The 13,915-nt window shown below is 44.6% G+C and carries 13 protein-coding genes; 3 read left to right on the forward strand and 10 right to left on the reverse strand.

The genetic code is table 11. The features are described from left to right. Positions 1-41: 41 nt before the first annotated feature. The 10 genes from gyrA to dnaA form a co-directional block, all read right to left on the reverse strand. On the reverse strand, positions 42-2,675 hold the full coding sequence (gene gyrA / locus ERX55_RS08340; protein ID WP_133452114.1) for a DNA gyrase subunit A: 2,634 nt from the start codon (positions 2,673-2,675) through the stop codon (positions 42-44). An 11-nt stretch (positions 2,676-2,686) separates the two neighbouring features. Then, positions 2,687-4,600 (reverse strand): DNA topoisomerase (ATP-hydrolyzing) subunit B, encoded by a 1,914-nt coding sequence (gene gyrB, locus ERX55_RS08345; RefSeq protein WP_208001520.1) that lies wholly within the window; start codon positions 4,598-4,600, stop codon positions 2,687-2,689. A gap of 9 nt (positions 4,601-4,609) precedes the next feature. Next, positions 4,610-5,710, reverse strand: a complete 1,101-nt coding sequence (gene recF, locus ERX55_RS08350) for a DNA replication/repair protein RecF (RefSeq protein WP_133452116.1) — start codon at positions 5,708-5,710, stop codon at positions 4,610-4,612. Continuing rightward, positions 5,707-5,931 (reverse strand): S4 domain-containing protein YaaA, encoded by a 225-nt coding sequence (gene yaaA, locus ERX55_RS08355; protein ID WP_133452117.1) that lies wholly within the window; start codon positions 5,929-5,931, stop codon positions 5,707-5,709. Before yaaA ends, recF begins: the two co-directional genes overlap by 4 nt. Before the next feature lie 109 nt (positions 5,932-6,040). Then, the gene (locus ERX55_RS08360) at positions 6,041-6,457 is read right to left on the reverse strand and encodes a disulfide oxidoreductase (protein WP_133452118.1); all 417 of its coding nucleotides are present in this window, start codon (positions 6,455-6,457) and stop codon (positions 6,041-6,043) included. Beyond that, complete coding sequence (locus ERX55_RS08365; RefSeq protein ID WP_133452119.1) at positions 6,457-7,119, reverse strand: DsbA family protein; 663 nt, start codon at positions 7,117-7,119, stop codon at positions 6,457-6,459. The genes ERX55_RS08360 and ERX55_RS08365 overlap by 1 nt, the downstream gene beginning before the upstream one ends. Before the next feature lie 96 nt (positions 7,120-7,215). After that, positions 7,216-8,436, reverse strand: coding sequence for an ABC transporter permease (locus ERX55_RS08370; protein WP_165983754.1), 1,221 nt, complete (start codon positions 8,434-8,436; stop codon positions 7,216-7,218). Next, positions 8,429-9,325: an ABC transporter ATP-binding protein gene (locus ERX55_RS08375; protein ID WP_133452121.1), complete on the reverse strand. Its 897-nt coding sequence runs from the start codon at positions 9,323-9,325 to the stop codon at positions 8,429-8,431. The genes ERX55_RS08370 and ERX55_RS08375 overlap by 8 nt, the downstream gene beginning before the upstream one ends. A 66-nt stretch (positions 9,326-9,391) precedes the next feature. Next, the gene (dnaN, locus tag ERX55_RS08380) at positions 9,392-10,525 is read right to left on the reverse strand and encodes a DNA polymerase III subunit beta (protein WP_133452122.1); all 1,134 of its coding nucleotides are present in this window, start codon (positions 10,523-10,525) and stop codon (positions 9,392-9,394) included. Between the two features lie 173 nt (positions 10,526-10,698). Beyond that, the gene (gene dnaA, locus ERX55_RS08385) at positions 10,699-12,030 is read right to left on the reverse strand and encodes a chromosomal replication initiator protein DnaA (protein ID WP_133452123.1); all 1,332 of its coding nucleotides are present in this window, start codon (positions 12,028-12,030) and stop codon (positions 10,699-10,701) included. 469 nt (positions 12,031-12,499) lie between these two features. Here dnaA and rpmH point away from each other — a divergent pair, with 469 nt between their 5' ends. From rpmH to jag, 3 genes are all read left to right on the forward strand, one after another. Further along, positions 12,500-12,637 carry a 50S ribosomal protein L34 gene (gene rpmH / locus ERX55_RS08390; protein ID WP_133452124.1) on the forward strand — a complete coding sequence of 46 codons (138 nt, stop codon included), beginning with the start codon at positions 12,500-12,502 and terminating at the stop codon, positions 12,635-12,637. A 91-nt stretch (positions 12,638-12,728) separates the two neighbouring features. Next, positions 12,729-13,076, forward strand: coding sequence for a ribonuclease P protein component (rnpA, locus tag ERX55_RS08395; RefSeq protein ID WP_133452125.1), 348 nt, complete (start codon positions 12,729-12,731; stop codon positions 13,074-13,076). Positions 13,077-13,087: 11 nt separating this feature from the next. Next, on the forward strand, positions 13,088-13,861 hold the full coding sequence (gene jag / locus ERX55_RS08400) for an RNA-binding cell elongation regulator Jag/EloR (protein ID WP_133452126.1): 774 nt from the start codon (positions 13,088-13,090) through the stop codon (positions 13,859-13,861). Positions 13,862-13,915 lie beyond the last annotated feature (54 nt).

The raw sequence follows: 13,915 nt of genomic DNA on the forward strand, positions 1-13,915 counted from the left end.
ATGATGCCGAGGCATCATCCTTATTTATTTCTCCGGAAATACTATTCATTTTCCTGATTACGGATTTCATCCAGTGTATCCACATCTTCACTATCTTCGAAGATATCTGTTTCTTCTTCTTCAGATTGTTCTTCTGCTTCACCTACCAGATAGCCGTTTGATTGTTCAATCTCTTCATCCATTTTTTCCCGCGATAATTCGGTCATATTTTCTTCCTGAGGCGCCACCACTTCTTCTTCCTCTTTCTCTACTTTTGCGACGGTCGCAACAAACTGGTCATCTGAGAGACGAATCAGCTTCACGCCTTGCGTGCTCCGGCCTGTGCGCGAGATAGAGTTCACATCTAAACGGATGATGACACCTTTATCAGTGACAATCATTAAATCCTCATCGCCTGTTACTGTTGCGAAGTAGACAAGAGAACCATTCCGTTCAGTCAGGGTCGCCGTTTTGATTCCCATACCCCCGCGGTTGGAGACACGGTAATCCGTTACCGTTGTCCGCTTACCATAACCTTTATCAGTGACAACGAGAATCTCTTCTTCGCTATCCGGTCTGACGACATCCAGTCCGATGACTTCATCGCCAGCACGCAGAGTGATCCCTTTCACGCCTGCTGCTGTTCGGCCAAGCGGGCGCAATGATTCTTCTTCAAAACGAACCAGTGACGCATTCTTCGTTCCGATGATCAGCTGGTTGCCCCCTTCAGATAAACGTACACCGACTAATTCATCATCCTCGCGGAAACTGATGGCAATCTTGCCGTTCTTATTGATACGCGCAAAATTCGCCAGACTTGAACGTTTAACGAGTCCTTTTTTCGTTGCAAAGATAATAAAGGCATCTTCACGCTCCAGATTCTTCACAGCAATCATCTGGCTGATACTTTCGTCTTTCTCAAGTTCCAGTGCATTGACGATAGGAATGCCTTTGGACTGACGAGACAGCTCTGGAATCTCATAACCTTTCAGCTTATAGACGCGTCCTTTATTCGTGAAGAACAGTACGTGGTCATGCGTAGACGTTGTGACAATCTGGCTGACAAAGTCATCCTCAATCGTGTTCATGCCTTGTATGCCACGGCCCCCGCGGTTCTGTGCACGATAAGTGGATGCTGACAGACGCTTGATATAGTTATTGTGACTCAGTGTGATGACCACATGGTCTTCTGGAATCAGATCTTCGTCTTCCAGCATGTCATAACCGCCGACTGTAATCTCAGTACGGCGACCATCTCCGAACTTCTCTTTGATTTCAGTCAGTTCCTCGCGGATGACCGCTAAAATCCGTTCTTCATCTGCCAGAATTTCCTTCAGCTCTGCTATATATTTCATCAGTTCCTGATACTCGGCTTCAATCTTGTCGCGTTCGAGACCTGTCAATCGACGAAGACGCATATCGAGAATAGCCTGCGCCTGACGTTCAGACAGGCTGAACTGTGTCTGCAGCTCATGGATAGCAACATGGTCATTCTCTGAAGCACGGATCAGTTCAATAATACGGTCGATATTATCGAGTGCTATGCGTAAGCCTTCAAGAAGATGCGCACGGTCTTCTGCTTTTTTCAGGTTATAGACGGTACGACGACGAATCACTACTTTCTGATGCTCAAGGTAATGATGGAGCATCTGCTTCAGATTCAGTAATTCAGGCTTCTGATTGACGATAGCGAGCATATTCATACCAAATGTCGTCTGCAGAGGGGTCAATTTGTACAGATTGTTCAAGATGACGTTCGCATTGGCATCACGGCGGATGTCAATCACAATTCTGACGCCTTCTTTTAAACTCGTCTCATCACGCAGGTCAGTAATGCCGTCTATCTTCTTATCACGGGCGAGCTCTGCAATCTTCTCAACGAGCTTCGCTTTATTGACCTGATACGGAATTTCTGTCACGACGATTGTTTCTTTGCCGTTACTTCGGGTCTCAATCAATGTCTTGGCACGCATAATGACCGAACCACGCCCCGTTTCATAAGCACGACGAATACCGCTACGGCCTAAAATAAGACCCGCAGTCGGAAAGTCCGGGCCGTGGATATAATCCATCAGCTCTGGAATCGTGATATCAGAGTTATGACTGAGTGCGAGCACCCCATCAATCACTTCGGTCATATTATGCGGCGGAATATTGGTCGCCATACCTACTGCAATCCCTGAGGCACCATTCACGAGCAGGTTAGGGAAGCGCGCGGGCAGGACGACCGGCTCGCGTTCATTACCATCATAGTTATCCGTAAAATCAATCGTATCCTTGTTGATATCACGCATCATCTCCATCGCCAGCTTCGTCATACGTGCCTCTGTATAACGCATGGCAGCAGCACCGTCGCCGTCCATAGAACCGAAGTTCCCCTGTCCATCGACCAGTGGGTAGCGATAGCTGAAGTCCTGCGCCATCCGGACCATTGCTTCGTAGATAGAAGAGTCACCATGCGGGTGATATTTACCCATGACGTCCCCGACGATACGTGCTGACTTCTTGTAAGGTTTGTCTGATGTCATACCCTGGTCATTCATGCCGTACAGAATACGTCGATGCACGGGCTTCATGCCATCACGAACATCAGGTAATGCACGGGCCACGATAACACTCATCGCGTAATCAAGAAACGACTCACGCATTTCCTTACTGATATTTCTTTCCTGTACTCTTTCGTTGTTTTCAGCCATTTCGGCGCCTCCTATACGTCTAATGTCGCGTATTGAGCATTATCCTCAATAAACTGGCGGCGATACTCTACTACATCACCCATCAGCATTTCAAATGTCTGATCCGCTTCAATAGCATCTGTTAAAGTCACCTGTAACATGCTTCTGTTCTCCGGATTCATTGTGGTCTCCCATAACTGATCGGCGTTCATCTCACCTAAACCTTTGTAGCGGGCCAGCTGTATCTTAGGTGTGGCCGGCAGTTCACTGCGGAGTCTGTCTAACTCACGGTCATTGTAAACATAATATGTCTTCTTCCCTTGTTCCACTTTATAGAGCGGCGGCTGAGCGATATAAATATAACCGGCATCAATCAACGGTCGCATAAAGCGGTAGAAGAAAGTGAGCAGTAACGTTCTGATATGTGCACCATCTACATCGGCGTCGGTCATAATGACGATTTTGTGATAGCGGGCTTTGGCGATATCAAATTCTCCGCCGATCCCTGTGCCCATTGCTGTAATCATAGAGCGTACCTCGTTATTGCCGAGAATTTTATCGAGACGTGCCTTTTCTACGTTCAGGATTTTACCTCGTAGCGGCAGGATGGCTTGAGTCTTCGAGTTACGACCAGACTTCGCTGAACCGCCGGCAGAATCTCCCTCCACGATGAAGAGTTCACTTTCCTCCGGTGATTTACTTGAACAGTCAGCCAGTTTACCGGGCAGACTTGCGACATCGAGGGCCGTCTTCCGGCGCGTCACTTCACGCGCTTTCTTTGCGGCGAGACGCGCGCGGGAAGCCATGATGCCCTTATCAACAATAATGCGGGCCACTTGAGGATTTTCGTATAAGAAACGTTCAAAATGTTCCGCAAACAGTGAATCCGTAATCTGACGCACTTCAGAATTTCCGAGCTTCGTCTTCGTCTGGCCTTCAAACTGCGGATCCTCATGCTTGATAGAGACGACCGCCACTAGACCTTCACGTACATCTTCGCCGGTCAGCTTGTCATCATTGTCTTTAATCAGTTTGTTTTTAGAGCCGTAGTTATTGATGATACGGGTTAATGCACGTCTGAAGCCTTCTTCATGTGTACCGCCTTCATAAGTATGAATGTTGTTGGCGTATGACAGAAGATTCGTCGCATAACCTGTGTTATACTGCAGCGCGATTTCGACTTCTATCACGTCGCGTGCCGCATGGATATAAATAGGTTCCGGGTAGAGAACTTCTTTATTGTCATTGAGCATTTCGACATATGAGCGAATACCGCCTTCGTAGAAGTATTCGTCTCTTCTGCCGTCTGCGCTGCGTTCATCATTGATCTCAATTTTAATGCCTTTATTCAGAAAGGCGAGCTCACGAATACGCTGCTGCAGCGTCTCATAATCATATTCTGTTGTTTCCGTAAAGATTTCCGGGTCTGCCTTGAAGCGGATCACTGTGCCGGTTTTATCTGTTTCATCGACGACTTTAAGGTCAAATGCAGGCACACCTTTATGATAGGCCTGATGATGCACTTTACCATCTTGATGAACATATACTTCAAGCGTACTTGATAATGCGTTGACAACAGATGAACCGACGCCGTGCAGTCCGCCTGAAACTTTGTAACCGCCGCCGCCGAATTTACCGCCAGCATGAAGGACGGTTAAGATGACTTCTACTGCAGGTCGGCCCATTTTTTTATGCATATCTACTGGAATACCGCGTCCATTATCCTGCACTCGGATCCAGTTATCTTTTTCTATCGTCACTACGATGTGATCGGCATAGCCGGCAAGGGCTTCATCGATACTGTTATCGACGATCTCCCAGACAAGATGGTGTAACCCTCTTGCTGAAGTCGATCCGATATACATGCCGGGTCTTTTACGTACTGCTTCCAGCCCTTCAAGGACCTGTATCTGGTCTGCACCGTACTGATCTAAATTCTGTTCCACACACGTCACCTACTCTTCATTAGTTATACTGCCTTGGTCGACAAAGAATAACTTTGCCTCCTGTATCGTTTCATGTTCAATGCCGTCCACTGAGGTCGTTGTCACAAATGTCTGTACTTTGTGCTGGATAGTTGACAGCAGATGAGTCTGCCTGCTGTCATCCAGTTCACTGAGGACATCATCCAATAATAAAATCGGATATTCTCCGACTTCTTCGTTAATTAATTCAATTTCCGCAAGCTTCATGGATAGAGCCGTTGTCCGTTGCTGCCCCTGGGAGCCATAAGTCTGCACATCAATATCATTGATGGAGAAGGAAAGGTCGTCACGATGCGGGCCGTATAGACTCGTCATGCGGTCGATTTCCCGGTCCATCACAGCTGTAAGCTGGCTATATGTCTCCTCAGCCATATGTTCAGTGAGCTTGAGGCTCGCATCATAATGAATCTTGAGATTTTCTTTATTTTTCGTAATACCACGATGAATTTCATTCGCTTTTGCTTCCAGCTGTGCGATGAATTGCTGCCTTCTTAGCGTCAGCTTGGCAGCATACTCTGCAAACTGCTGATTAAGCACTTCCAGCATTGTCCGGTCACCGCCTGCTGACTTCAGCTGCTTGAGATAATGGTTCTTCTGTTTAAGAATCCGCTGATAATTGGAAAGGTCGTTTAAATAGACAGCAGATATCTGTCCGATTTCGATGTCGATGAAGCGTCGTCTGACCTGCGGGCTGCCTTTTACAAGGCTGAGATCCTCCGGTGCGAATAAGACTACATTCATATGACCGACATACTGCGTCAGCTTGCTTTGTTCAAGATGATTGGCTTTTGCTTTCTTGCCCTTCGCAGAAATCTGAAGGGAGAGCGGCATCGTACCATAACGATATTCAAGGTCGCCTTCAATAAGTGCAAAATCTGCTTGCCACTGAATCAGCTCTTTGTCCTGTGTCGCACGATGACTTTTCGCCAGAGCGAGACAGTAGATGGCTTCCAGCAAATTCGTCTTACCTTGCGCATTCGAGCCGATAAGGACATTCACTTCATCATGAAAATCAAGCGACACCTTATCATAATTACGAAAATGGGTCAGGTCGAGGTGTTTTAATTTCATCCTTCAGCAGAATAAGAAATCTTAAACTTGCCCTCGCCTTCAATATCAACGATATCGTCCTGCGCAAGTTTCTTGCCCCGTCTTGTTTCAAGCGTACCATTCAGGTAGACCGTGTTTTCCTGTAAAAACCATTTTGCCTGTCCGCCTGTGCCGATAATACCTTCCGATTTCAGCAGCTGACCGAGCGTTACTATACCGTCAAATTCGACTTGTTTCACCATATCACGGTTCCTCCTATCCGTTTAAGTCATCATATAATTATACCTTTTTTTCGCTGAAATTGCATGTTTTAAAGACAAAAAGAAGCGATGGAATATCCATCGCTTCGTGTTATTTTTGTGCAGGTCGTTTAACGAGCAGCATACAGATTGTAATAAGCAGAAATGCTGTGCCAGCCAGGAAGGGAATCGTGATGAAACCGCCCCAGTTGATATACTGCGTACTGCATGGTACACCGCCGACGCACGGTTTCACAGGTGCAAATCCTGGCAACTTCTGTTCCATATAGTGATAGACCGAGAAACAGAAACCGATGATCGAGAAAGTCAGGACTAAAAACTTCATGTGGTAATCTTCACGCAGTGCCGCAAATCCTAGCACCAGGACCAGGGGATACATCAGTATACGCTGATACCAGCACATCTCACAAGGCACGAAATGTCTGATTTCAGAGAAGAACAGGCTGCCGAGCATCGCGACAATAGACACAATCCATGCTGCAAAGAAGAGCAGATTGTTTCTCTGCATTATTTTTTCGCCTCATCAATCGCTTTTTTCATCGTTTCCAGTTCAAGTGGGTTGCTGACCATTTTACCGTTGACGAAAATCGTCGGTGTCTGAGTCACGCCGTGTTTTCTATACAGATCGATGTCATGTTTCACCGCTGCATTTTCTTTAGATTGCACGACTTTAGCTGTATCTTTAATACCTGCTTTTTCTGCCTGTTTTTTAATAACGGCATTTGTCAGCCAGCTTTCGCCTTCTGTATGAGTAGTCGGCTGTGCTTCAAATAAACCATTATGGAAATCCCAGAACTGCTCCGGATGAGTCTTCCAGACGTATTCAGCAGCACGCGCGCCTTTCAGAGAATCATCCCCGTGGAAAGGTGTATTGATGAAATACATCTTCGCCTCGCCTTTATCAATATAATCTTTAACGATTTCCGGCTGGATTTCTGTATCATAGAATCGGCAAGCCGGACATAAATAATCACCGAACTCCACAATCGTTACAGGCGCTTTCTCATCCCCCATCATCGGCTGGCCTTTAACATCTATATCCACTGCTTTTGCAGATGAATCAGTGGTATCTGAACCGCTACCCTGATTGGAAATAACCATCGCAGCGATCGCACCGATGACAATAACCGCTAAAATCATTGCAAATATCATATTTCCTTTATTCTTCATGACATACTCCTCAAAATTGATGTAGTTTACAGTATAAATTTTATACTAAAGAGCATGGTTTAGAAAGTGCGTAAACGTTAAGATTTTGTGACAAAGTTATTTGATGGTCAGCGCCTGGCGGAAGTTGTTGACCAGACCTTTGCCGTAACTGAAGACACTGCCTTTATAAATACGAGCAGCCAGTAATAAAGACAGCACAATAGTGACAATGGAGATGATAATCCCGGTGATGATCTCCACATCACCCGTCTGGCTGGATAACGTTCTCAGCAGCATGACCATAGGCGTAAAGAACGGGATATAACTCGTGATCCTGACCAGCATATTGTCAGGTGTGGTCAGGTTGAAAATCGCGATATAAAAAGCAGCGAGGTTGAGAAAAGTCACCGGCATCACTGCCTGGGCAATATCTTCAACGCGGTTGGTCAGCGCACCGATAATTGCGGAGGCACTGACATTCATCAAAAGACCGAGCAGCAGGAAGGTGACAGCATAAATGATGATGCGGACTGTACCTGGGCCGAAACTCAAGTCAAAGGACTTAAGCACATCTTGCAGATCAAAAAGGTAGAGACAAGCTAAAATGGTCAGGGCAACTGCAAGCATCTGCGTCAATGCAGCTGCAAGGATTGCCACTATTTTCGCCATCATATGGTTGACCGGCGAGACACTCGTCACAATCATTTCAATGACGCGTGATGATTTCTCCATCGCAATCTCGGTAGCCATCTGGTTGGCGTAATTAAGCGAGATCATGAAAATCAGGAAGAGCCCGATATAGACCACAGCTGTATTGATGAATTTCTCGCTCTTATCCACTTCATTCTTCTGCTGGCTGAGCGATGTCTCGTTAATCTCTGCCGGTGCCGTCAGAGCATTCATTTCAGCAGGGGTCAGGTCCAGCGTCTGAGCTACTCTGCTTGCCTGCAGGCTCGTCAGAACAGGTTCTATGGATGCTCTATCACCGCCACCCTTTGAATAGAGCGTCGCCGTCAGCTTGCCCTTGGATTCATGAATGTCGATCAGCTGTTTATAACGATCCTCTTTTACGCCTTTTTTACCTTCTGCCAAGGTCACTTTCTCAATCTTCCGCTCTTGATCTCCTTGCTTATAGGCTGTCACAAAGGCGTTCTGCACATCCTTATCTGCTGATACAGCAGTCACTTCATCTTCACTGTGATCAAAGAAATCAATCACTTTATCTATGTTGCTCAGCCCGATGACAATGAGCATCAAGATAAGAGTCGTAATGATAAAAGATTTACTGCTCACTTTTTTCAGATAGGTCATTGAAAAAGTAGTCATAAATTTAGTCATGCTGATGTCCCACCTTTGCCAGGAATATATCGTTAAGAGACGGTTCTGCCACTTCGAAGCGAGAGACATAGCCAAGACGACTGACCGCTTCAAAGATGACCGGTGCGGCTTTGATATCATCGATGGTCAGGTTGACACCCTGTCTACCTGCTTTATAGCCGATGACACCCGGAATCGCCTGCAACGATGAAAAGTCATGTGCACCTCTGATAATGATTTCTTTACGGCCGAAATCCTGCTTCACCTGCTGAATATTTCCTTCAACCACTGTCTTTCCTCTATCCAGAATACAGACTCTGTCACACATCTCCTCGACGTGCTCCATGCGATGTGAACTGAAAATGATGGTTGCGCCTTTATCATTGATTTCCTTGACGGCCGATTTCAGCAGTTCAACATTGACTGGATCAAGGCCACTGAACGGCTCATCTAAAATCAACAGTTCCGGCTGATGGATAATCGCACCGATCAGCTGAATCTTCTGCTGATTGCCTTTAGATAATGCTTCAATCTTCTTCTCTTTATTTTCCGTCACTTCAAAACGCTTGAGCCAGTAGTCGATTTCGTGCTTAATAGCTGTTTTTTTCATGCCCTTTAAACTCGCCAGATAAGTCAGCTGCTCAGCTACTTTGAGCTTAGGGTTCAGCCCGCGTTCCTCCGGCAGATAACCGATAGCATCAGTTATGTCATAGGTGATTGGCTGATTCTTGTAAGTAATCTCGCCGGCATCACGTTCAAGCAGACCAAGAATCATTCTGAATGTCGTTGTCTTCCCTGCACCATTACCGCCTAAGAAACCGAGCATCTCGCCCGCCGGTACTTCAAATGACAAATCGTCGACGGCTGTAAATTTACCGAATTGTTTGCTTACATTCTGGATATTTAACATAAAAATCCACCCCTTCCAGTTTATATTAACAAAAAAAGACCTATGCTGGGTAGCATAGGTTAATCATTAATAAGTTCTGATCGGCAGAATAAGTTGAACGACATTATCATCATCCTGCGGTTTCAGGATGAAAGGACGCATGGTACCGAAAAACTCAACATTTACATCACTGTTATCAATCGCCTTCAGCGCATCCATCATGTATTTAGAGTTGAAAGAAATCTTAAGTTCCTGACCTTCGAATTTAGAAGTCTTCACGTCTTCTTTCACTGTTCCGATTTCAGGAGAAGTAGAAGAGAGTTCCACGTGCTCGCTTGCTGTTGAGAGTTTGATGACATTGTTGCCACCTTCACGCGCTAAGAGCGATGCACGGTCGATAGCATGGAAGAACTCAGTGTTGCTGATAGTGAGTGAAGTCTCATAGCTTTCAGGGAACAGACGGCTTGTGTCCGGATAATTGCCTTCTAATAGACGAGAAATAAAGTGTACATGACCGACTTTGAAGAGCACTTGGTTAGCAGCAAAGAAGACATCTACTGATTCATCTTCATCGCTGATAATCTTGTTGAGCTCATTTAACGCCTTACCTGGAATGATGACATTGATATTTTCGATCGTATTGTTTTCAAGCGGGAGACGGCGCAGCGCCAGTCGATGTGAATCTGTTGCAGTACAGCTGAGAATGTTCTCTTGAATCACCCAGTTAACACCTGTCAGTACAGGACGTGTTTCTGAGGTGGACACCGCAAAGTTAGTTTGTCGAATCATATTTTTAAGCACTTTAACCGGTAACGTAATCACACTGTCTTCAGAGACTTGCGGTAACAATGGGTATTGATCCGGATCTAATCCTGAAACATTGAACTCCGACTGTCCAGAAGTGATTTTAGCCTGGAATTGTGCGTTTGTATCAATCGTGACATCTGTCGCTGGTAGTTTTTTGATGATATCAACAAAGAAACGGCCTGGCAGTACGATAGAGCCTTTATCCTGAATCGTCACAATCTGCTCATGGTTCAGTTCAGCTGGAATCGTGATTTCAATAGAGACTTCTGAATCAGAACCCGTTAAGACCAGTCCATTATCAGTCGCATCAATTTTGATTCCTGTCAGGATGGGTAACGTAGTTCGGGGTGAGATGGCTTTTAATGTGTCATTTAATTGATTGATGAAATAGTCTCTCTGGATTGTAAATTTCATATCGTTACTCCTTATCGTCGTTATATATATATTTTATATCTTTTAAAATCGTAATAATAGTAATAGGGGGTGTGAATAGGTGGATAAGTGCGCAGTTCCTTACAGCCTGAAGATATCCACATGTGTATAACGTGTGCGTAAGGTTGTCTCGCTTATTCACTGTTATCCACAGGTTAACCGAGAATCTCCTGTTCCAGATTTTTGATTTCCTTTGCTAGTTTTTCATCATTTTCAATCTGGTTTTTAATTTTTTCATGCGCATGGATGACCGTTGTATGGTCGCGACCCCCGAATTCTTCCCCGATTTTAGGTAAGGAATAATCCGTCAGTTCACGTGCAAGGTACATCGCTATCTGACGCGGGAAAGCGATGGATTTTGTGCGTTTTTTAGCGGTGAAGTCTTCAAGTCTGACGTTGTAGTAAGCACCGACAATGGTCTGGATGTCCTGTATGCTGATTTTCTTAGGTTTGCTGGTCGCGATGATATCTTTCAGTGCTTCCGCTACAAGATCAGGGGTCAGTTCGCGTTTGACCAGTTTGGAATAAGCGCTGACACGTGTGAGTGCGCCTTCAAGTTCTCTGATATTGGAATGAATCTGGCTTGCGATATAGAGCATCGCTTCATTAGGGATTTCAATGTTTTCTTCTTCTGATTTCTTCCGTAAAATCGCGATACGTGTCTCGAGGTCAGGCGGGGTAACGTCTGTGATCAATCCCCATTCAAAACGGGAGCGCAGACGATCTTCTAATGTCGGGATTTCTTTAGGTGCCCGGTCGCTCGATATGACAATCTGTTTATGATTCTGATGCAGCTCGTTGAAAGTATGGAAGAACTCTTCCTGAGTGGATTCTTTACCTGCAAGGAACTGGATATCATCGATAAGCAGGACATCGACATTCCGGTACTTGGAACGAAATTCCTCTGTTTTATTGTCCTTGATGGAGTTGATGAACTCATTGGTGAACTTCTCGCTTGAAGTATAGACGACCTGTGCGTTGTCCTTATGTTCCATGACATAATGGCCGATAGCATGCATGAGATGGGTCTTCCCTAAACCGACGCCCCCGTAGATGAATAACGGGTTATAAGCTTTGGCAGGGGCCTCAGCAACTGCCAGGGAGGCAGCGTGGCTGAAGCGGTTACCGCTGCCGATGACAAACGTATCAAATGTATTGTCAACGTTCAGCTGGTTAGGAAGCACTTCACTTTCTGTCTGTTTGATAGGTTCGGGTTCAGGATCTGTCAGTTCTTCTGTATCGCCATTAGAGATTATCTTGACAGTCAATGTTTCCCCGATGGTTTCATGAATAGTCTCCTGTATGACCGGCACATAGTTTTTGATGAGCCAGTCTGCGTTAAAGGCAGTGGGTGCTTCAATAACGATATGATGATTATTGAGCGTCTTGATTTTTGTATTGACGAACCATGTCTGATAACTAGGGGCAGAGAGTTTTTTTTCTAGATTTTGCAGGACTGACGACCAAATTGTATCAATACCACTCATAGCGGACCTCTTTCTTTAAAAATTTTATTTGGGTTATTCACAATATCAAAAGCTGTGTATAATGTTAAAAACAGCTTATGGATAACTATCCACAAATCATCCACAATTTGTGGATAACATTGGGTGAGTGAGGACTTCTCCACAAGAAATATAAACAAAATGATAGCAAATAAAGTGAGCAATATCAATAGCTAAGTGAAGTTATCCACATACCAGGGCTTGTACACACCATAAGTTATCCAGATATGTGGATTTGGGGATGAGTCATTTTTAGATTGTGAATAAAAAGAGAGAGAAAATATTTTATCCACAATAACAAAACACAAAGCTGTGAATAAGTGGATAACTTTGACGGGCACAAATTTCAAGTTAAACTTGCAGATTTTTGTGTAATTTGCTATACTTCAGTAGTTACTGTCAATCACATACACGTGAAAATAGAGGAATAAGCAAATAGGAGGTGTCCTAAGTGGTAAAACGTACTTATCAACCAAATAAACGTAAACATAGTAAAGTTCACGGTTTCCGTGCACGTATGAGCACTAAAAACGGCCGTAAAGTTCTTGCTCGTCGTCGTCGTAAAGGCAGAAAAGTATTATCAGCTTAAGATCACTCTTGCAGTGGTCTTTTTTTTGTTTAAATACGTATAGCCATTTAGTATAATTGGATAAAACATGCGGCAGAATTGAGTGAAAACGTTGGAAAAAAGTTATCGTATAAAAAAGAATGAAGATTTTCAGAGCGTCTATAAGAAAGGAAAATCTGTCGCGAACCGGCAGTTCGTCATTTATCGATATGATCGACAGGAAGCGGAGCACTTCAGACTCGGCATCTCTGTGTCAAAAAAACTGGGTAATGCAGTCGTTCGCAATCGTATTAAAAGAACCATACGAGAAAGCTTCACGCGTCATAAAGAAGATATCATTGCTGCTGACTTTATCGTTGTAGCGAGAAAACCTGCCGCTGATATGTCAGTAGAAGAAGTCAATAAAAGCCTTGAACATGTCATGAAGATAGCCAAAGGATTTAATAAACGTATTAAATAGGAGGCGCTGAAATGCAGGAGACTTTTACAGGGACAACCGTAGAAGAAGCGATACAGAACGGATTAAGCAGCTTAAATGTCAGTGAACAGCAGGTGAAAATCGAAATAGAAGACCCGGGGAAAAAAGGATTGTTCGGTGTAGGGAGACGTGCGGCGGTGGTCAGTCTGACCATCATCGATCCTGAACTCAAGCGGTATACACCGGCAGAACTTAAAAGTAATGCCCAGGTAAGCGAGGACGAAGAACCCGTCATTATTTCAGAGCCGCAAAGTCAAGCAACAGTGAATGAGGCAGCAGAGCGAAATGCCGAAGAGAGTCAAAAACCGAAAAAAGATTTGACTGCATCTGCCGGGCAGACACTTCAATATCTTCTGCAGATTTTAAAGCGTATGAACATTGAGGCGACCGGTACTGTTACGACGAAAAGTAACGAAGTCGGCATCAATCTGGAATCAGCTGATGCCGCACGTATCATCGGTAAAAGAGGCCATACTTTGAACGCACTGCAGACCGTTGCTCAGACGTATATCCAGCAGAGCCATAAAGGCTATGTCACAGTGATGATTGATATTGAAAACTACCGCGAAAAACGTAGAGAGACGCTTGAAAATCTGGCACTTAATATGGCTCAGAAGGCACTGAGGAGCCACGAACCTGTCAAGTTTGAGCCTATGCCTAATTACGAGAGAAAAATTATTCACCAAGTACTGGTGAAAATGAAAAATATCGAAACATATTCAGAAGGCCGTGAACCTCATCGATATCTAGTCATTAAATCAAAATAGAAAAGATTAACTCTAAAAACTTTAGTTTTTAGAGTTAATCTGTTTATTCAGAGC

Source organism: Macrococcus bovicus (assembly GCF_004359575.1).
Classification (GTDB): domain Bacteria; phylum Bacillota; class Bacilli; order Staphylococcales; family Staphylococcaceae; genus Macrococcus; species Macrococcus bovicus.